Genomic DNA, 17,505 nt, shown 5'->3' on the forward strand with positions numbered 1-17,505 from the left:
GGACTCCCACCATCCCCGGCTCGCTTTCCACAGACCGTTCACGCGCAGACTACTGTCTTCGTCATCGTTTTTCATGCCTTATTATAACTAGGGGCTGTAAGCGTTGTCAAGAGTGGAAAGCATATTTTATCGGTTCTTTTCCGCGATTTTACGGGATTTTCGGGGGTGTGCGTTGCTATTTGGATGGGGGAATGGTAAAATCGGGGTATAATCAAAAAACGGAAGGGAAGTGAAATCATGGGAAGATTTGTGAATCCGGACAACAGTGCATTTCAGGTTGCTCTCAATTCCGAAATCTATGTGGACAAAACAGGACTTTTATCGTATACCAACAAAGTTCTGGACACCATGCAGGGCTATATCTGCAACAGCCGCCCGCGGCGGTTTGGAAAATCATTTGCTGCAAATATGCTGGCGGCCTATTACAGCAAGGGCTGTGATTCCAGAAAGATGTTTTCTGGCCTTGCGATCAGCCAGACGGCAGACTTTGAGAAGCATCTGAACCAGTACGATGTGATTCATCTGGACATCCAGTGGTTTCTTTCGAATGTCAGCGATCCGGAACAGATTGTGGCCTACATTACAGAATGTACACTGGCCGAGCTGCGTACCATCTATGCAGATCAGCTTCCGCCGGAAGTTTCCACCGTTCCCGACGCTCTGTCCCGGATCAAAGAGGCGACCGGACAGAAATTTGTGATTATTATTGATGAATGGGATGTCCTGATTCGTGATGAGGCCTCCAACCAGAAAATTCAGGATGATTACATTAATTTTCTTCGTGGAATGTTCAAAGGGACGGAACCGACGAAATATATCCAGCTTGCGTTTCTCACGGGTATTCTTCCGATCAAAAAATTGAAAACGCAGTCTGCCTTAAATAATTTTCATCAGTATTCCATGCTGAATCCAGGCCCGCTGGCTTCCTATATTGGATTCACAGAAGATGAAGTTTCCGCTCTCTGTCAGAAATACGGACAAAATTTTGAGGAAGTCAGACGATGGTACGACGGCTATCTGCTTGGAAATTACCATGTATACAATCCAAACGCGGTAACAAGTCTGCTTCTGGATGGGACATTCCAAAGCTATTGGTCGGAGACGAGCACATACGACTCGATGGTTCCTTTTATCAATATGGATTTTGACGGATTGAAAACAGCAATTCTGGAGATGCTTTCCGGCGCCGCAGTTCCCGTACTGGTTACTTCCTTTAAAAATGATATGGTCAGCTTTGTGAATAAAGATGATGTTCTGACGCTGCTGATTCATCTAGGGTATCTTGCCTATAATCAGCAGACGCAGATGGCATACATTCCAAATGAAGAAATCCGCCGGGAATTTCTGACGGCGGTTACTTCCAACCGCTGGAATGAACTTCTTACCTTTCAGCAGGAATCTGCAGAGCTTCTGGATGCTACACTTGCTATGGATGAAAATGCGGTTGCTGCAGGAATTGGAAAGATCCATGAGGAATATACTTCTGTGATTCAGTATCATAATGAAAATTCACTCAGTTGTGTGCTCACGATTGCTTATTTAAGTTCCATACAATATTACTTCAAACCCATTCGTGAACTTCCGACCGGGCGCGGTTTTTCCGATTTTGTCTTTCTGCCAAAGCCGGAATACCGATACGATTTTCCGGCGCTTGTAGTAGAACTGAAATGGAACAAGAATGCGGAAACGGCACTGGATCAGATTAAAAGACAGCATTACCCGGCTTCCATTGCATCTTATACAGGGGATATTCTGCTGGTTGGTGTTAATTATGATAAGAAGACGAAGGTGCATGAGTGTCGGATTGAAAAATATTTGAAATCAGGAGAAAAATGATGAAAGTTGTGATTGCAATTGATTCTTTTAAAGGAAGCCTTTCCTCTCTGCAGGCAGGAACAGCGGCCGCCACCGGGATTTATCGTGTCGATCCGAAGGTGGAGACGGTTGTGCGCCCGCTTGCCGATGGCGGTGAAGGTACCGTTCAGGCACTGACCGAAGGTCTTGGCGGACGGCTTGTCTCCGTTTCGGTGACCGGTCCTGCCGGAAAGCAGGTTATCTGCCCGTATGGCATCATCGACCGAACGCAGACCGCCATTATCGAGATGTCGGGGGCTGCCGGTATTACGCAGGTACACGGCGATGAGAAAAATCCGCTGTACGCCACAACGTACGGTGTCGGTGAGGTTATCTGCGATGCCATCCGCAATGGCTGCCACCGCTTTATCATTGGAATCGGCGGAAGTGCCACAAATGACGGCGGTATTGGTATGCTACAGGCACTCGGTTTCGGACTGCTCGATGCAGAAGGAAAACAGGTTCCTTTTGGTGCTGTCGGACTGGAATCTCTTACCGCGATTACGGCAGATCACGTTCTGCCGGAACTTTCGGAATGCACCTTCCGTATTGCCTGCGATGTAACGAATCCGCTCTGCGGTTCCAACGGCTGCAGCGCCGTTTTCGGACCGCAGAAGGGCGCGGATGCTGTCATGATCAAACGTATGGACACATCGCTTGCCTCCTACGCCGCACTCTGCCGGAAAACATTCCCGAACGTTGACGCGGAATTTCCCGGAACGGGTGCTGCAGGCGGACTTGGATTTGCTTTTCAGACGTTTCTTTCTGCTTCACTGGAACCCGGCATTCAGATCATACTGGATGAAACCCGACTTCGTGATGATGTGAGAGACGCTGATCTTGTCATCACCGGTGAGGGACAGCTCGATGGGCAAACCGTGATGGGAAAAGCGCCGATCGGAGTTGCAAAACTGTCAAAAGAATACGGCAAACCTGTCCTTGCATTCTCAGGCTGTGTTACAAAAGATGCATCCACATGCAACGCCGCCGGAATTGATGCCTTTTTCCCTATTATGCGGAGCGTCGTTTCACTCGAAGAAGCTATGGATGTGAAAAATGCGGCAGAAAATATGGCCGATACGGTAGAACAAGCTTTTCGGCTATTTTTGCTTCAGTAAAGCGGATATTCGCAATCCGCTTCGCTACTTGCTTGATTCGGTTAAAACACAAGACCGTTTTCTCCTGCTTTAATTTTTGCAGGAAGGACAGAAAGCACGCCGCGCTCTCATCGTCTTAATTCCAGCAGATATTCTGTCGTTCCTGCTTCCAGCTGTTTCGTTCCTGCCCACCGAAATCCGTGGCGGTTGTAAAACGCAATGGCACGCGTATTTTTCTCCAATGCCCATAGATGGTCTGCGTCAAACTTTTCAATTGCAAAGGTAATCAGCCCGTGGCCGACTCCGTTGTTCTGCAGACATGGATCTACGTATAGTTTACAGATTTCGGTTCCGTTGATTTCTGTAAAACCTCTTATAATTCCATCATCGTAGACATAGATGCGGTTTAAGATTTCTTCTTTCTTAAAGTACTGGTCGATCATCGGAACTACCTGCATTTCACCGAAGGAATAGGCCTCCTCGTGAAAAATCGGGAAATAATTGATTCGGTTGTTGAACACGAAAATTTCCGCAATTCTGGACAGGTCTTTCAGTTCTGCTTTTCTGATTTTCATATTTTCTCTCATTTTAATTTCCAATCAACACTTTCTTCCCCCGAAACGCAAATCCATAATACCTGATCCGCTCCTTTGCGATTCCTCTGGCAAGCAATTCTGTGTCATACTGTTTTTCCTGAATCTGACGAAGTGCATGCTCCACCGTCTCTTCCAGCGACTTTTCTTTTGATGTGTTCTGAACCTTAAATTCCATTACGATCGCATCCAGGTTTTCTTTCAATGGCTCCATTACTACGTCATACCTTCCGAATCCACTTTCTCTGTTGGAAGTGATTCTGTATTTTCCGGCCAGATCAACAATCAGCCCAAGGACAAATCCATGGTAAAATCTTTCTGGTTCGAGTTCCTCTGATGGTTTTCCGCCCGTGTCGAAACTGCTGAATGTCTGAAGTGCTACCTGATTCATAAACTGGTTCATATAATCCAGATCTCCGGCAAGCAGAGCATCTTTAAAATTGCCATATGCAGAATCTTCTTCTGTAAACCAGTCCTCTATCATTTGTTCAAACATCAGCATTGTCTCATGATTTGTCACTTTCAAATCATACTGGCGCTTTCCTGTTCGGTTATCCATTTCGTACCGATCCACTTTCAGATATCCGCTCGCAAGCATAAGACTCCAGATGGCTCCCCGCTTTCTGCCAAGCTGTTCAAAAATAACCTGCTCATCCAATTCTGTGCAGATCACTCTGCCGTTTAATAAATCTTCCATTTCCGTCTTGATCTTTGCAGGACTTCGACGGATCAGATTGGAGATCAGCATATTTCCGCTGGTGTCTGCCCAGTACGTTCCATATTCTCCCGTGTCCAGATATTTTGTAATGGACCACGGATTGTAAATATCCTTCCGTTTTCCAAAGGAAAATCCATCATACCAATAGCGGACGGTTCCTTTTTCATCGGACAGCCCATTTTCCTCCAGCGCATGAAAGACTTCTTCTTCTGTAAAGCCAAACGAGCCGCTGTACTTTTCCGATGTTGTTGTTACAACTTCAAGATTATTCAGATCGGAAAAGATAGATTCTTTACTGACTCTTGTTATTCCTGTCAGCAGTCCCCGTTCCATATAGGGATTCGTTTTGAATGTGGAATTGAACAGGCTTCTGATAAACGCAGTAAGATTCTCCCAATACCCATGAATATACGATTCCTGCAAAGGAGTATCATACTCATCCAGAAGAATAATCACCTTTTTTCCGTAATAGCGGCTCAGATAATCGGACAGATAATTGACAGCTACTGCTGCCGCATCATCCGACATATTTTCTTCAACGGAATCAAAATAGGCGCGGTCTTTTTCATTTAATACTTTGCTGGATTTGACAAATTCAAAAGTACTATATAATTTTACCAGCTTACGAATTACCGCTCTTCTTGCAGTCTCATATGTGGTTGCCTTGATATCTGCAAAGCTGAGGGAAATCACCGGATACGTTCCCTGCAGCTTACGAAATCTTTCCTCTTTCCAGATGACAAGGTCTTCAAAATATTTGCTGCATTCGGAATGATTTACGGAAAAGAAATATTCGACCATACTCATATTCAGGGTCTTGCCGAATCTTCTTGGGCGTGTGATCAGAGTAACACTGTCCTGATTGTCCCACCATTCCCTGATAAAATCCGTCTTATCGATATAAAAACAGTTATTCTTTCTGATGGATATAAAATCCTGATTTCCAATGGAAATTACTGATTTCATGGGTCTGCTCCTTCCTAAATCCTTTACCACCGACAGGCTTGCAAAAATTTATTTCTGTTTCTATTTTATCATATTTCTCTGGCAGAACAAAGATCATTCCCTGTCCGAAGCAATTATTTTCCATTAGATATTATGTTTTGACAGATGTCACGAACTATGCTTTCTCTGTCCTGATCCGCCGTTATTCTGGTTTCATACAGAACGGATGTATAATCTTTTTCGTTCCACCATCTCTGCATATCTTCTGCACTGAAATCATTGCAGTTCGGCTTTGTTTTGTGGCGCTTCACGGTCTCCTCGAAGGGGATGTCGAAGTAATATGCGTATATATTTTTTCCATATAAAGCTACTGCCAGCTCAAATAATGCACGATACCATTCCGCATTCAGTATTCCTTCCAGAATAACAATCTCGCTGTGTTTTCTTCCATATCGCAGAAGTTCTTCCAGAAGAGGCAGCGCCTTTGTATTTTCTCCGTCTTTGACTTTGAGCATATCTCTTCGGATAACATCCTGCGAGATCAGCATTGTATTATTTCCGAACACTTGCTGTAATTCCTTTGCAATAGTTGTTTTTCCACTGCCGGAATTTCCTCTTAAAATGATTAATTTATTCGTCCGTAAGCAATCGCCCATTGTCATTCCATTCTCCATACATAATTCCCGCTTTCGTATTATCTAAAAGTTTCTGCAAACGGCTCTGAAATATTTCTTTTTCCTCAAACATTGTAATTTTATACACTTTTCGCTATCTGCAGCGCCAGAAACAGCTTGTCCAGATCGTGGTTAGCGGCAGATAATCCATCCGTTTCATAGTTTCCTTCGATCAGCACATCTCCCGCAACAAGAAAATCATACAGTTCAAATCCATAAAAATCACTGATCGCCTGAACGCCTGCGAGTTCCATTTCCACGGCAATGCATCCTTCTTCTTTTCGTTTTCTTACAAGATTTACCGTTTCCCGAAGCATACTGTCTGTCGTCCATACGCGCCCCTGAACGTATGGCAGTTTCCTTTCTTTGAAAAATTCCGCCAGTTTGTCCGTGTTTTTTATTTTTATGTAGTCCTGCGGTTCTGCAAAATAATAGGACAGTCCTTCTCCCCGGTATGCCTCCGTTGGGAGAATAAACTTTCCATCGGTTGCTTCTTTGTCCAGACTGCCGCACGAGCCAAACATGATAAAGACGGATGCTCCTGTTAAATGATTGACTTCGGCAATCGTTCCTGCTGCAAGAGCGGAACCAATTGGTGTCAGGTAGAAAGCAATCGTTTCTTCCTCATATGGCAGAGTCCAAACCGGTATATTTCCATTGCATGCTCTTACTTCTGCAATCTGTCGGCATGGGAATTTTTCAAGCATGTATTCATATATTACTTTTGAAAAAATTACCATACATTTTTTTACCAGATGCTGCTTCTCCCCATAAAAATTCTCCAGCTTTACAATCGGCTCGCTGTTGATATCATAAGAATCAATAATCATTCTGTTTCCTCCATAAATTTTATTTATCTTTACCAAAAAGTCCCATATCCACCACCCTTACTGCGCAGACATGAGACTTCCGTTTTTATTTTTGCATTACTTCAATAACACATTCATGTTTCTTCGTTTTTTTATTATAATTGATACCGGCAAGCATTCGAACCACAGAATCTTTCAGGCCATCCATATCCATTTGAATATAAATTTTTAAGGCCTCATACGTTTCCGTCTGGTTCCAATAGGTTCCGAATTTGTGGCGCAGCATGGCTTCTACCACAGATTTCGGGCTATACATGGAATAAATTTCATCTCCAGTCTGCCGATGCGCAATCAACTGATAACCATCGTACTACGTTTTTGCTTCTTCAAAACTCATCTCATATTTTTCACAGAGGGCAGATATCTCCTGCTCTGTGAAGCCAAAATATTCCGCCAGATCACCGGGATCTGTCATGGAATACTCGGTAAATATATTTAGTGCAGAATGAGAACCATTTTTGTTTGTGAACTTTTCTTTTTTCAGACTTTTCAGCAATACCTTTCGATTATATACATGCGTATTCCACAGTATTTCCATGCTTCTGAATTATTTTCATTAAATCATCAGCCTGCATCCAAACGGTTGCTGTATTATCATTTGGATGAACACCAATTTTATTTCCGACAAATTCCACGTCCATGAAGACTTGAACTCTGTGTTCGGCATCGTTTAGAATACCAAGCGGCGTAACGGCACCGGGTATCAGTTTCATAATATCAAATAATTCCTCCGCAGCTGCAAAAGAAAGTGCACGCAGACCACGTTGCCTGCGAAACGCTTTCAAATCTACTCGCTTGTTCCCTTTCATCGTTATCAAATAATAATTACGTTTTTTATCGTCGCGAACAAATAAATTTTTAGCGCCCCACTCTGGATACGGCAAATCAACAGCATCTGCTTCTTCCATATTGAAAACTGCCTTATGTTCCGTAATTTCATACGCTATATTTTGCCTTTTTAAATAATGATATATCTCTATCTTATCCATACTCTTTTATCTCTGTAAACTGAAATTGAAATATACCCTTATTTTTCATACTTTTCAATCCGGCATTCATGTTCTTTTGTTTTTTCATTGTAGTTAATTCCCACCAGCAAAAGCTCCCCTGCATAGCATGCAACAAACTCCGGATATTTTCCGTCTCTGATCTGATCTAATGCTGCTCTGACGCTTTTGTCCCATTTCAGTTCCACAACAAGCGCCGGGTAATAATTCTGAAACTCCGGCTTTGGAATAAACACAAAGTCTGCAAATCCACGACCCGCGGGAAATTCGCGGATTGGTTTGAAATAGTATTGCATGGAACTCAAATAGGCAATGGACAGAACACTGCTGAGTGAGTTTTCATTGTTATACTGAATCACAGAAGTATATTCCCTGTGAATTTTTTCAATTTCTTTTGCTACTGCGTTTCCATTCATCTGAATTGTATCTTTCAGAAGCTGCTCTGATTCTTTTTGAAATACAATCAACTCATTCCATTTTTTCCTTTTCGTTGCCAGAATCAATTCCTGACGGATTTCCTCATTCGGAATAAAAGCAGTTCTAAATGTCCGATCATAGGCCAGATATCCAAGGTGAATCAGATACGTCAGCACATCGTCTTTATTGGCGAAGCTAACGGTATCGTTCTGAAAAGAGGTAACATCAACCGGAACATGATCTCCTGAAAGCATTTCGATTACGGCACTTTTCAGGCCATCAAAATCCATATTGATCAGCGGAACAATCGCCTCATAGGATGCGGTTCCGGACCAGTAGCTCTGGAATTCGCCTTCGAGCATCAGGTTCACAACGGCATTTGGATTGTATACATGATATTTCCCAATCTGATAACCGTCGTACCATCGTTTGACTTCTTCAAACTTCTGACCATATACTTCACATAGTTTTTGAACTTCTGTTTCTGTAAAACCTACATATGGTGCAATCGGCCCGGCATACAGCATCGAATAATCTTTGAAATTGTTCAGCGCCGACTGTGTCTTTTCTTTTTTTACAGGCAAAATACCTGTCAGATATGCCAGTTGAATATATTTTGTCGGCTCCGTCCCTTTGAACATCGCCCGCAGAAAATTGATATATTCTTCCTGTGTTTTGAGATCCGCCGCCTCGTCACGAATCAGAACATCCCATTCGTCTATAATCACAATAAATTTTGTCCCGGATGCCGCGTTGATCCGCGACAGCGCCTCCGGCAGTGACCGGATTTCTTCTGGAAGGATATGGGGATAATATTCTTTTAACTCCGAAATCGTTTTTTCTGAGATATAAGAAACAATCCGCTCCGGTCCGCCTGCCGGTTCCATACACCATTGGATATCCCAGTGGAGCACATCATACTGATTCAGATGTTTTTCAAAATCCTTTGCCCTGCTGATTTCCAGCCCGGAAAACATTTCTTTCGAACTGCAGCCCTTGCTGTAATACGCGGTGAGCATGTTTGCCGTAATTGATTTTCCAAACCGCCGCGGGCGGCTGTTGCAGATATATCCCTGCAGAGTGTTCATGACTTTATTCGTATAAGTCAGCAGTCCTGTTTTATCAACATAAATCTCAGAATTTAATGCAACCGCAAATGCTTCATTTCCCGGATTCAGATAACTTCCCATGCAAATCCCTCCCGTCAACATTTTATATGACTCATTATACTTGATCCCTCGGACTATCACAAGGACAGGATTTTCCCACGCAGCTTCCGGTTTTTCACTTTCGTCCTCCTGTGAGAATCCCATACAATTCCGGTCTTCTGTTTTTCAGTCCGCATTTTTCCCGCTTTCTGCATTTCCTGCATTTCGTTGATACTAAAATCAGACATGTTATTATCCTTCATCCTCGTAAATAATGATTTGAAAATATTGTAACTATTCAGAGCCATGCGAAATGGAAGAAAAATCGCGAATCATGTTTACATGAATGAGCTATTTTTCTGGAATTTCATATGGCGAGATGGGACTCTGAATAGTTACAAAATATTATACCCTATAAATGCTTCAATGGTAAACTTTCATTTTGCCGCATAAAAAATACGCGCCGCATTTCTCATCAAAATCATGAGTATGCGGTGCGCAGTTTTTATTTTGCTTTTTTCTTCTCTCTTTTCACAAAAAGACAGACACATGCAACAACAAAAACAGCCGTTGCAGCGATCAGTACCGGCCATACCGGCAGTGGACAGACGCTTGCGCTGATCAGTTTCAGTCCCTGGTAAAGTGTGTATACACCGAAAATTGAAAAGATGACAAACGCCAGTGTATTCAGCAGCCCATCCGGTGTCTTGCTCTTTAAGAGATAGCCGACCAGCATTCCGAGAATATCCGCTGCGAACAGTCCGAGAGAACATCCGATCCATACAACGAATGCGGATCCCATACCTTCATTTGCACCAAAGGTGATTGCGGTAAGCTGTGTTTTGTCTCCGAGCTCTGCTACGAAGAACGTACAGAAAACGGCGAGCGGTGCGAACCGAATTTTGGATTTGCCGCCTTCTTCCTCTTCCTCGTCATCATCACCGGAAATGGTGGATGCTGCGAAGTAAAGAAATGCGAGTGCTGCAATCGTCTTAATCAGCCAGTCCGGAATGAATTCGCTGACGAGGCCGCCTGCGAGAACCGCCATTCCATTCAGTACCAGAATCGCGGCTGCGGTTCCCAGGATAATGTCTTTCAGCTTGTACTTCGAAGTAAGCGCAATCAGCATGAGCTGCGTCTTATCGCCCATCTCTGCGATGAACTCGGTAAGAAACACCTTTAGAAATAACACCATTTTCCATTCCCCTTATCTTATAATGATATAAATGGCATATGCGGCATAAAATGCGACCATACAGAAACCTTCAACTCTTCCGATTTTCTTTTTGGTTCCTGCAAAAATCCATACACATACCGTGAATACGATCAATACACACAAATCAATTATATTTTCCGTAATAATGGCCATCGGGCTGATTGCGGATGCAATGCCAAGTACCATAAGAATGTTGAAGATATTGGAACCGATCGCGTTGCCAAGTGCCATATCAACTTCATTCTTTCTGGCAGCAACGATAGAAGTTACGAGTTCCGGAAGGGAAGTTCCGATGGAAACAATGGTCAGTCCGATCAGAGTCTGGCTCATTCCGAGATCGCCCGCGATTCTCGCTGCGGCATCTACGGTCACATCTCCGCCGACTGCAATGGCGACTGCTCCGCCGACGATGAACACGATACTCTTCGGAACGGAAAGCAGCTTAATATCCTCGTCCAAACCGCCTTCAATTTCAACTTTTTTTCCTTCTCGGTTTGCCTTTAATGCAATCTGAACCATGTAGACAATGTAACCTGCAAAGAATCCAATTAAGATCACGCCGTCCAGGTGACCGAGCATCATACCGGATTTATCGCCGAGTCCGCTGATTCCCAAAACCATTAAAAGTCCGGCGCAGATCAGGGACAGCGGGATGTCTCTTTTGATGGTTTCCTTTGCAACTTCTACAGTAGTCAGTACGGCACAGACACCGATGACAACCATCAGGTTAAAGATATTGGAACCGATGACATTACTGACGGCAAGCTCGTTGTTGCCGGTAAGTGAAGCCGATACACTGACCGCGGTCTCCGGAAGTGATGTTCCCATGGCAACAATGGTCAGTCCGATGATGATCGACGGAACGTGCAGTCTCTTTGCTGCGCTTGAGCTTCCTTCTACGAAAAAGTCCGCACCTTTGATCAGCAGGACAAAACCGATGACGAGACAGACAAGCACAAGAGCAAACGGGGCGTTGTTGATGAAATTTTCCATGTTTTCCTCCTTTGTTTTCCAAGCATATATTCCAAAATAGTATCGTTAACAGAAGCAGGTTTTACTCATTATCCGCAAAAAAAGACTCATGTATATCAAGGAACATCCGATATGCGATACACCGGTGATTCATCGATATACATGAGTCTCATTATTTAAGATTTGCCAGATTATACTCTTTTCTTATAATCAGAATGTTGACAAATCACACATTCGTGCTAACTACTCCCTCATGGAATATTACATTACTTGATAAATACTATCAAATGTCTTCGGGGTTGTCAACAAAATTTGACTTTTTTATCCGAAAGATTTCAGCCCCGCTTACGAATGCATACCAGTCATGGGTGCAGAATACTTTACAAAATATAACAAACCGAATATCCTAAAACGAGAAAAACTTCATTTTCATGATAGTCCATTTTTAGACTGATCTATCTTTTCTATGGTACTCACCTCTCTATTCGTCCTGTGTTTCCATCTCTTCGAGTTCCAGTTCCGTTTCCATCATGCGTTCCAGCAGGGATTCCTGTGTCTGATTTTCTTCGTCTATTTTCGTCTGAAGCTCCATCAGCCGTTCGTAATCTGCGGAAAGTTCCGGGTCCATCATTTCCAGTTGAAGTTCTGACATTCTGCTCTCACTCTCCGCAAGCTGCTCCTCGTATTTTTCGAGCTGCCGTTTTAAGCGGGACAGAATTTTTCCCGGGTTATAATATTTCTTTTTGTCAAACACATCATCCAGCGTCGGAACGTCGGCCGGTTTTCGTACAGCTCCTCCCGCATTTCCCGTTTCTCTGCCCGGCGTCTGCCGTTTGATTTCTTCGAGATACTGTGCATAATTCATTTCGTAAAATTGTACGTCGCTCTCGCCGAACTCCAGAATACCGGTTGCCACCTGGTTGATGAAATAACGGTCGTGCGATACGAACAAAACGGTTCCCTCGTAGCTGGTCAGCATTTTTTCCAGCGCTTCTTTTCCCGCCAGATCCATGTGATTCGTCGGCTCGTCCAGGATCAGGAAATTCGGTTTCGTATGGAAAATCCGGCAGAGCTCCAGCCGCACTTTTTCACCGCCGGAGAGCTGCCCCATTTTCTTTTCGACATCCTCACCGGAAAACAGAAAGGCTCCCAGTGCGCTTCGGACATCGTTGCGAAGCAGGTTCGGATAAAGACTCCAGAAATAGTCGAGCACCGTCTGCTCCGGGTCGAATTTCTGGTTGACTGCTTTGTGCTGATCGAAGTAGGCAAAATCCACGCGGTTTCCAAATTGATAACTTCCGCCCAGTGGATTGATTTCGCCCACAACGGTTTTCAGAAGCGTCGATTTTCCTTTTCCGTTTTCTCCGATGATCACAATCCGTTCTGCTTTTTTGATGACGGCCGAAACCTCGCTCAGGACGGTATCGTATCCGATTTTCAGTTTCTTCATCGTGAGCACATCCGTATAGCTTTCGCGTACCGGATGGAATAAGGCGTGGAATGTCCTCGTGTCAAACCGCCGCGGTTTCTCAATTTTTACCATGTGCTCGATCGCCATTCGTTTCGAACGGGTGGCCGCAACTTTTGTCGGTGTATTTTTCCATTTTTCAATCCACGCCGTCAGACGCTCGATTTCCTTCTGCTGCGCTTCATAGTCTTTTTCCTGTTTGATCTGTGCTTCTTCTTTTTGTTTCACAAATGCCGAATAATTTCCCGGATACCGTTTGATGTCACCGTATTCGATTTCATACGTCACATCAATCACGCGGTCCAGAAACATGCGGTCATGTGATACAATGATAACGGCATTTTCGTAGCTTTTCAGATAATTTTCCAACCACTCCACTGCAGCGATGTCGAGGTGGTTGGTCGGCTCGTCCAGAAGCAGGATGTCCGGGCGCTGTAAGAGGAGCTGAATTAGGGCAATTTTTGTCTGCTGTCCGCCCGAAAATTCACCGATCGGTTTTTCCAGATCTTCGAGCGCAAAACCAAATTTCTGGAACATCGTTTCCATATCTTTTTTCCAGCTGTACCCGTGCAGACTCTCGATTCTCCGCTCCAGAAAATCGTACTCCGCCAGCAGCTTTTTGTGATCTTCCGTCTCGGCGAGCAGCTTTTCGATTTCCTTTTTTCGTGCCTCGCACGCAAAGACTTCTGAGAAAGCCTTCTCCAGCTCCTCTTTTACCGGCACATCTCCATCGGTAAAATTAATCTGGCGCAGAAAACCGATGTTCTGTTTTCCGCTCATTGTAATCCCGCAGGTCTCGTCGCTGTCCAGATTACTCATCTCAATATCCCCAGCAATCAGCCGCAGCAGCGTCGTTTTTCCACAGCCGTTTCTACCGACAATTGCAATTTTTTCTGTATCGTGAATTTCGAAATTCACACTGTTTAAAATCGTATCCGCGCCAAACTGTACTTTTGCATTTCTGATCTGATATCTCATGTTTTATACCTTTTCTGTTGTGTGAACCTCACAGTCGGTATTTTCACGGAGTCTGACATGTCGAAAATAGTTCGACTGTGACTTACCTCATGTCAGTGGAGGATACCGATTTCTCTCCGCCCGCCACTGCTGTTATGTTTCTTTTAACAATTCATCCCACCGCTTTAGAAGCGGGGGACTTCTTGTCTACTGATGTTAAAATTCTGCTTCCATTATACCGTCTCCGCCCTTCGTTCTCAATGCCAAAAATTTTTCGAATCAAATTTGGTACGCCTGCGGCATAAAAATATCTCTGTTTTACTGATTTGCTCCAGTAACAGAGATATTTAACTTCCTATATATTCCGAAAGTCCCTTACGCAAAAATACTACTCATGAGTAGTATATAATATTCTTCTCTTTTTTTCAATGCTGTCTCTTAACAGATTTTCCCAACCAGCACTACAATCCCAGCTGTCACAAGTGCAATGATCAGATACAGAATCGTCGCCAGGCCTCGTTTTGTCAGCACGGTTTTCCATGGTTTTATGTACGGAATCCCTTCCATTCCTTTGATCTCCCATATTTTACTGTGTCCAACCCACACCCGGTCAAGCATAATTCCGTCGAACCAGTTCATCACCACAAGGAAGAGGTAGGATTGGAGATATGCCGTCTTGAAATCGGTGACTTTATTCCAGACAAAAATGATCGCGATCAGCACCACGAACAAAATGATGCAAAATGGAATCATAACCTGCTTTCCTTTTTTCATGACCGCATCTTTGTCGATCAGTCCACGTTTATCGGCTTCTTCTATATATTCCTTTGGGTAAAAATAAACACAGTTCATTCCATCATTTCTTACCAGACACTTTACCATCAGAATAAACAGAAGACAGTATAATATGTTTTGCAACAACAGCATCTCACATTCCTCCTCAGACTACCGTTTATGTTTCTTATAGCTTCATGTTAGTTCAGGCTAATCACATTGTCAAGAGGACTTGCTGTTTTTACATTAACACTGCCGCAATGGATAAATCATAATCGTTTATAAAGCAAAAAAAGAAACGAGCAAGTCCTGTCAGGCATAAACCTTACCCAGTGAAAACCCATTTCTTTTTTAGACAATGTCAAAGATACCATACTTCTTTCTCCCATCGAACTTTCTTTACACTCGTCCCTCATTTATTTTACAATTTCTATTTCAGATTGCAAAACTCATCCGCCGTCAGCTCATAGTCGACAGAAGATTCCATTTCCCCCAGCTGATTTTTCCAGGAATTGTAATGGACTGCGGTTTTGCGGAAGCCGAGTTTTTCGTAGACATGCTGTGCTCTTGTGTTTTTGAGGTTGGTATCAAGAAAAATAACGTTGGCTCCCATGCGGAACAATTCTTCTATGAGCATGCTCAGTACAACTCTTCCAATGCCTTTTTCCTGGTAATCGGATTCGCAGATTTTGATTCCGATTTCATATCGATGATTTTCGAATACATAGAAACTCATTTCGCCGATTCGCACATCGTTGTATTCTATGATGAGTCTTCGTCTTGTTTCATCGCTGTCGTCGGCAATCTGTTTTTCAATTTCCGCTGCGCTTGTCCCAAGCCCGTTTGGAAATCCGGCGTGGGCCATGACGGTTCCATCGTTCCACCAGACGGCTAATTGTTCACAATCTTTCTTTTCGGCATTTCTAATGCACAGCTGATTGTATTTTATGTTCATTTCTTCTCTCTTTCTCTGCAATCACTTACAGCTTAGACTCATACCATTCCTCCGCCGTTTTCTCAAATCCGACCGACTGGAACATGCGCTGGCTTTGTCCATTAAAAGAATAAATATTGGCTTTTACCCGCTCCATTCCCTTTTCTCTTGCAAGCTTCAGCATCTCCAGAACGCACCGTCTTCCGATATGCTGATTCTGGTATTCTTTACAGACAACGACAGCGATTTCACTATTCTCTCTCAGCGAAACATCTCCCACCAGCACGCCCTTATATTCTATATAATAGCAGTCACCGTGCGCGGTAAGATAATCATACATCCGATGCAACAGCTCCACATCATACGGCTCCTCCCGGTTGTCCACCTGCTTACACACGTCCAGATCCTGATACCACGGAAGAGAGGCCTCGTCATTCCTGTAATATGGGATCAGCCGGAGTTCATTGTCTATGATTCGTTCGGTCATTTTGGTTTGGCTCCTTGTTTTTTGATCTTAAAGTGCTGCAATTTCCTCTGTAATTTCACAGACACTCTTATTACTCGTATCAATTTTTACCGTATCAAGTACCTGATACATCTGAATTCGTGCAATGCTTTTGTCCATAATCTCTTCCGTACGAATCTTATTTGCGATGTCGGATAATAACCGCTTCCGCAAATTTGCTTCATCCACAATCAGCGAAATTTTAATCACTCTGCATTCTTCCGTGTCCAGCTTACTGACGATTTCATCAACAATACTCTGCTCATGCATCACCCAGCAGAAAATAACGTTTTCATAAGCGCTGCAGTGCAGAAAGTTATTCAGCAGATAACAGATGTTGTCCATCACCATCGCTTTCGTCTCATCCGTCACCTGAAACGGATCGGCATCCCAGCACCAGTCTCCGTCAAGAAAAACGCTGTTCGTCAGCTCTTTTTTCAGTTGCTGGCTTACTGTCGTTTTGCCAACGCCCATCGTTCCGCCGATCAAATATAATGTTTTCATTTTTCTCTCCCCATAACACGAATATCCGAAAAAATATCGTTTTCAAAAAGGATTTCAAATCCATCTGCCGGCTGAAATCTGCCATTCAGGATTTCTTTTCCATGGAAGGATATTTTTCTTACTTTGTTTTCCGCATCTTTCACTTCAATTTCACAGTAAGAAAGCAAATATGCACAGATCGCCGTCGCATGAGAAACCACGAGTGCTGTTTCTCCTTCTTCCATCTGTCCGACGATAGAATCGATCGCGGTTTTCATCCGCACCTTCACTTGATTTAACGATTCCCCGCCCGGATTGCGAAAATCGTGATCTTCATACTGTTTCAGCCAGAAATCCTCCCTGGCATCCCCGATCGTTCTTTCATGCAGCTCCTTCACAATGACCGGGTGATCTGCGATGAATTCAGCCGTTTCCATTGCTCTCCGATAAGGTGAAGAAAAGCATCTGTCCACATTTGAAAATATATTTCTTTTTGATACAGCAAGCGCTTTTCCCTCTTCCGATAGAGGAATCTGCTCATTCGGCATATCCCCTTTTTCCGGGATGGAATGCCTCATTAAAAATATTTTTTTCATTTCACTCTCCCCTGCTGTTATTCCTAAAGTTTTTTAATCAAAAACATCTCCATCGGCTTTTTTCCATATCCTTTTTCTGATGTTCCCCAGCGATAAAAAGCATGGTGCAAAACGGAGTATTATCCCAGAAAAGATTATATTGCAGCAATCAAATGTTTCCAGCGGACCTGCTCTTGTGGATATTCTTGATAAACTGATACGAATGGATGTTGTTGCAAAAGAAGCTCCTATTAACGATGAAAATGATGTGTCGCACGGACGGAAGCTTCCCACAGTTC

At 43.6% G+C, this 17,505-nt stretch carries 17 protein-coding genes; 2 read left to right on the top strand and 15 right to left on the bottom strand.

The window, feature by feature from the left end; all coding sequences use genetic code 11:
• The first annotated feature begins 237 nt into the window (after positions 1-237).
• Together DXA55_RS12630 and DXA55_RS12635 are read left to right on the top strand one after the other, a co-directional pair.
• Entirely contained in the window at positions 238-1,836 is a 1,599-nt protein-coding gene (locus tag DXA55_RS12630; RefSeq protein WP_117814370.1) for an AAA family ATPase, read from the top strand.
• Positions 1,836-2,972 (top strand): glycerate kinase family protein, encoded by a 1,137-nt coding sequence (locus tag DXA55_RS12635; RefSeq protein ID WP_117814371.1) that lies wholly within the window; start codon positions 1,836-1,838, stop codon positions 2,970-2,972. The genes DXA55_RS12630 and DXA55_RS12635 overlap by 1 nt, the downstream gene beginning before the upstream one ends.
• Before the next feature lie 107 nt (positions 2,973-3,079).
• On the opposite strand, the gene DXA55_RS12640 is transcribed toward DXA55_RS12635, so the two are convergent.
• The 15 genes from DXA55_RS12640 to DXA55_RS12715 form a co-directional block, all read right to left on the bottom strand.
• Entirely contained in the window at positions 3,080-3,526 is a 447-nt protein-coding gene (locus DXA55_RS12640; RefSeq protein ID WP_117814384.1) for a GNAT family N-acetyltransferase, read from the bottom strand.
• A 13-nt stretch (positions 3,527-3,539) separates the two neighbouring features.
• Positions 3,540-5,228 carry an AAA family ATPase gene (locus DXA55_RS12645; RefSeq protein WP_055225796.1) on the bottom strand — a complete coding sequence of 563 codons (1,689 nt, stop codon included), beginning with the start codon at positions 5,226-5,228 and terminating at the stop codon, positions 3,540-3,542.
• Positions 5,229-5,341: 113 nt separating this feature from the next.
• Entirely contained in the window at positions 5,342-5,881 is a 540-nt protein-coding gene (locus DXA55_RS12650) for a kinase (RefSeq protein WP_226906354.1), read from the bottom strand.
• An 80-nt stretch (positions 5,882-5,961) separates the two neighbouring features.
• Entirely contained in the window at positions 5,962-6,711 is a 750-nt protein-coding gene (locus DXA55_RS12660; RefSeq protein ID WP_055225800.1) for a nucleoside phosphorylase, read from the bottom strand.
• 85 nt (positions 6,712-6,796) lie between these two features.
• Positions 6,797-7,006 (bottom strand): hypothetical protein, encoded by a 210-nt coding sequence (locus DXA55_RS19615; protein WP_055225802.1) that lies wholly within the window; start codon positions 7,004-7,006, stop codon positions 6,797-6,799.
• Positions 7,007-7,256: 250 nt separating this feature from the next.
• On the bottom strand, positions 7,257-7,739 hold the full coding sequence (locus DXA55_RS12670) for a prolyl-tRNA synthetase associated domain-containing protein (RefSeq protein ID WP_055268132.1): 483 nt from the start codon (positions 7,737-7,739) through the stop codon (positions 7,257-7,259).
• A 38-nt stretch (positions 7,740-7,777) separates the two neighbouring features.
• Positions 7,778-9,364: an AAA family ATPase gene (locus DXA55_RS12675; RefSeq protein WP_117814372.1), complete on the bottom strand. Its 1,587-nt coding sequence runs from the start codon at positions 9,362-9,364 to the stop codon at positions 7,778-7,780.
• A gap of 463 nt (positions 9,365-9,827) precedes the next feature.
• Complete coding sequence (locus tag DXA55_RS12680; RefSeq protein WP_055225810.1) at positions 9,828-10,517, bottom strand: TMEM165/GDT1 family protein; 690 nt, start codon at positions 10,515-10,517, stop codon at positions 9,828-9,830.
• Positions 10,518-10,529: 12 nt separating this feature from the next.
• Complete coding sequence (locus DXA55_RS12685) at positions 10,530-11,531, bottom strand: calcium/sodium antiporter (protein WP_117814373.1); 1,002 nt, start codon at positions 11,529-11,531, stop codon at positions 10,530-10,532.
• A 460-nt stretch (positions 11,532-11,991) separates the two neighbouring features.
• On the bottom strand, positions 11,992-13,956 hold the full coding sequence (locus DXA55_RS12690) for an ABC-F family ATP-binding cassette domain-containing protein (RefSeq protein WP_117814374.1): 1,965 nt from the start codon (positions 13,954-13,956) through the stop codon (positions 11,992-11,994).
• Positions 13,957-14,373: 417 nt separating this feature from the next.
• Positions 14,374-14,862: a hypothetical protein gene (locus DXA55_RS12695; protein ID WP_117510553.1), complete on the bottom strand. Its 489-nt coding sequence runs from the start codon at positions 14,860-14,862 to the stop codon at positions 14,374-14,376.
• Positions 14,863-15,139: 277 nt separating this feature from the next.
• Positions 15,140-15,664, bottom strand: a complete 525-nt coding sequence (locus DXA55_RS12700; RefSeq protein ID WP_055225836.1) for a GNAT family N-acetyltransferase — start codon at positions 15,662-15,664, stop codon at positions 15,140-15,142.
• Between the two features lie 25 nt (positions 15,665-15,689).
• The gene (locus DXA55_RS12705; protein ID WP_117814375.1) at positions 15,690-16,130 is read right to left on the bottom strand and encodes a GNAT family N-acetyltransferase; all 441 of its coding nucleotides are present in this window, start codon (positions 16,128-16,130) and stop codon (positions 15,690-15,692) included.
• A 27-nt stretch (positions 16,131-16,157) separates the two neighbouring features.
• Complete coding sequence (locus DXA55_RS12710; RefSeq protein WP_117814376.1) at positions 16,158-16,652, bottom strand: AAA family ATPase; 495 nt, start codon at positions 16,650-16,652, stop codon at positions 16,158-16,160.
• Positions 16,649-17,227: a histidine phosphatase family protein gene (locus DXA55_RS12715; RefSeq protein ID WP_117510547.1), complete on the bottom strand. Its 579-nt coding sequence runs from the start codon at positions 17,225-17,227 to the stop codon at positions 16,649-16,651. The genes DXA55_RS12710 and DXA55_RS12715 overlap by 4 nt, the downstream gene beginning before the upstream one ends.
• Between the last annotated feature and the right edge of the window lie 278 nt (positions 17,228-17,505).

Origin of the sequence: Blautia sp. OF03-13 (genome assembly GCF_003460685.1) — a bacterium.
Taxonomy (GTDB): domain Bacteria; phylum Bacillota; class Clostridia; order Lachnospirales; family Lachnospiraceae; genus Fusicatenibacter; species Fusicatenibacter saccharivorans.

Coding starts and splice junctions, on each gene's coding strand:
- DXA55_RS12630 (WP_117814370.1), top strand. CDS start 238: ATGGGAAGATTTGTGAATCCGGACAACAGTGCATTTCAGGTTGCTCTC.
- DXA55_RS12635 (WP_117814371.1), top strand. CDS start 1,836: ATGAAAGTTGTGATTGCAATTGATTCTTTTAAAGGAAGCCTTTCCTCT.
- DXA55_RS12640 (WP_117814384.1), bottom strand. CDS start 3,526: ATGAAAATCAGAAAAGCAGAACTGAAAGACCTGTCCAGAATTGCGGAA.
- DXA55_RS12645 (WP_055225796.1), bottom strand. CDS start 5,228: ATGAAATCAGTAATTTCCATTGGAAATCAGGATTTTATATCCATCAGA.
- DXA55_RS12650 (WP_226906354.1), bottom strand. CDS start 5,881: ATGGAGAATGGAATGACAATGGGCGATTGCTTACGGACGAATAAATTA.
- DXA55_RS12660 (WP_055225800.1), bottom strand. CDS start 6,711: ATGATTATTGATTCTTATGATATCAACAGCGAGCCGATTGTAAAGCTG.
- DXA55_RS19615 (WP_055225802.1), bottom strand. CDS start 7,006: ATGTATAGCCCGAAATCTGTGGTAGAAGCCATGCTGCGCCACAAATTC.
- DXA55_RS12670 (WP_055268132.1), bottom strand. CDS start 7,739: ATGGATAAGATAGAGATATATCATTATTTAAAAAGGCAAAATATAGCG.
- DXA55_RS12675 (WP_117814372.1), bottom strand. CDS start 9,364: ATGGGAAGTTATCTGAATCCGGGAAATGAAGCATTTGCGGTTGCATTA.
- DXA55_RS12680 (WP_055225810.1), bottom strand. CDS start 10,517: ATGGTGTTATTTCTAAAGGTGTTTCTTACCGAGTTCATCGCAGAGATG.
- DXA55_RS12685 (WP_117814373.1), bottom strand. CDS start 11,531: ATGGAAAATTTCATCAACAACGCCCCGTTTGCTCTTGTGCTTGTCTGT.
- DXA55_RS12690 (WP_117814374.1), bottom strand. CDS start 13,956: ATGAGATATCAGATCAGAAATGCAAAAGTACAGTTTGGCGCGGATACG.
- DXA55_RS12695 (WP_117510553.1), bottom strand. CDS start 14,862: ATGCTGTTGTTGCAAAACATATTATACTGTCTTCTGTTTATTCTGATG.
- DXA55_RS12700 (WP_055225836.1), bottom strand. CDS start 15,664: ATGAACATAAAATACAATCAGCTGTGCATTAGAAATGCCGAAAAGAAA.
- DXA55_RS12705 (WP_117814375.1), bottom strand. CDS start 16,130: ATGACCGAACGAATCATAGACAATGAACTCCGGCTGATCCCATATTAC.
- DXA55_RS12710 (WP_117814376.1), bottom strand. CDS start 16,652: ATGAAAACATTATATTTGATCGGCGGAACGATGGGCGTTGGCAAAACG.
- DXA55_RS12715 (WP_117510547.1), bottom strand. CDS start 17,227: ATGAAAAAAATATTTTTAATGAGGCATTCCATCCCGGAAAAAGGGGAT.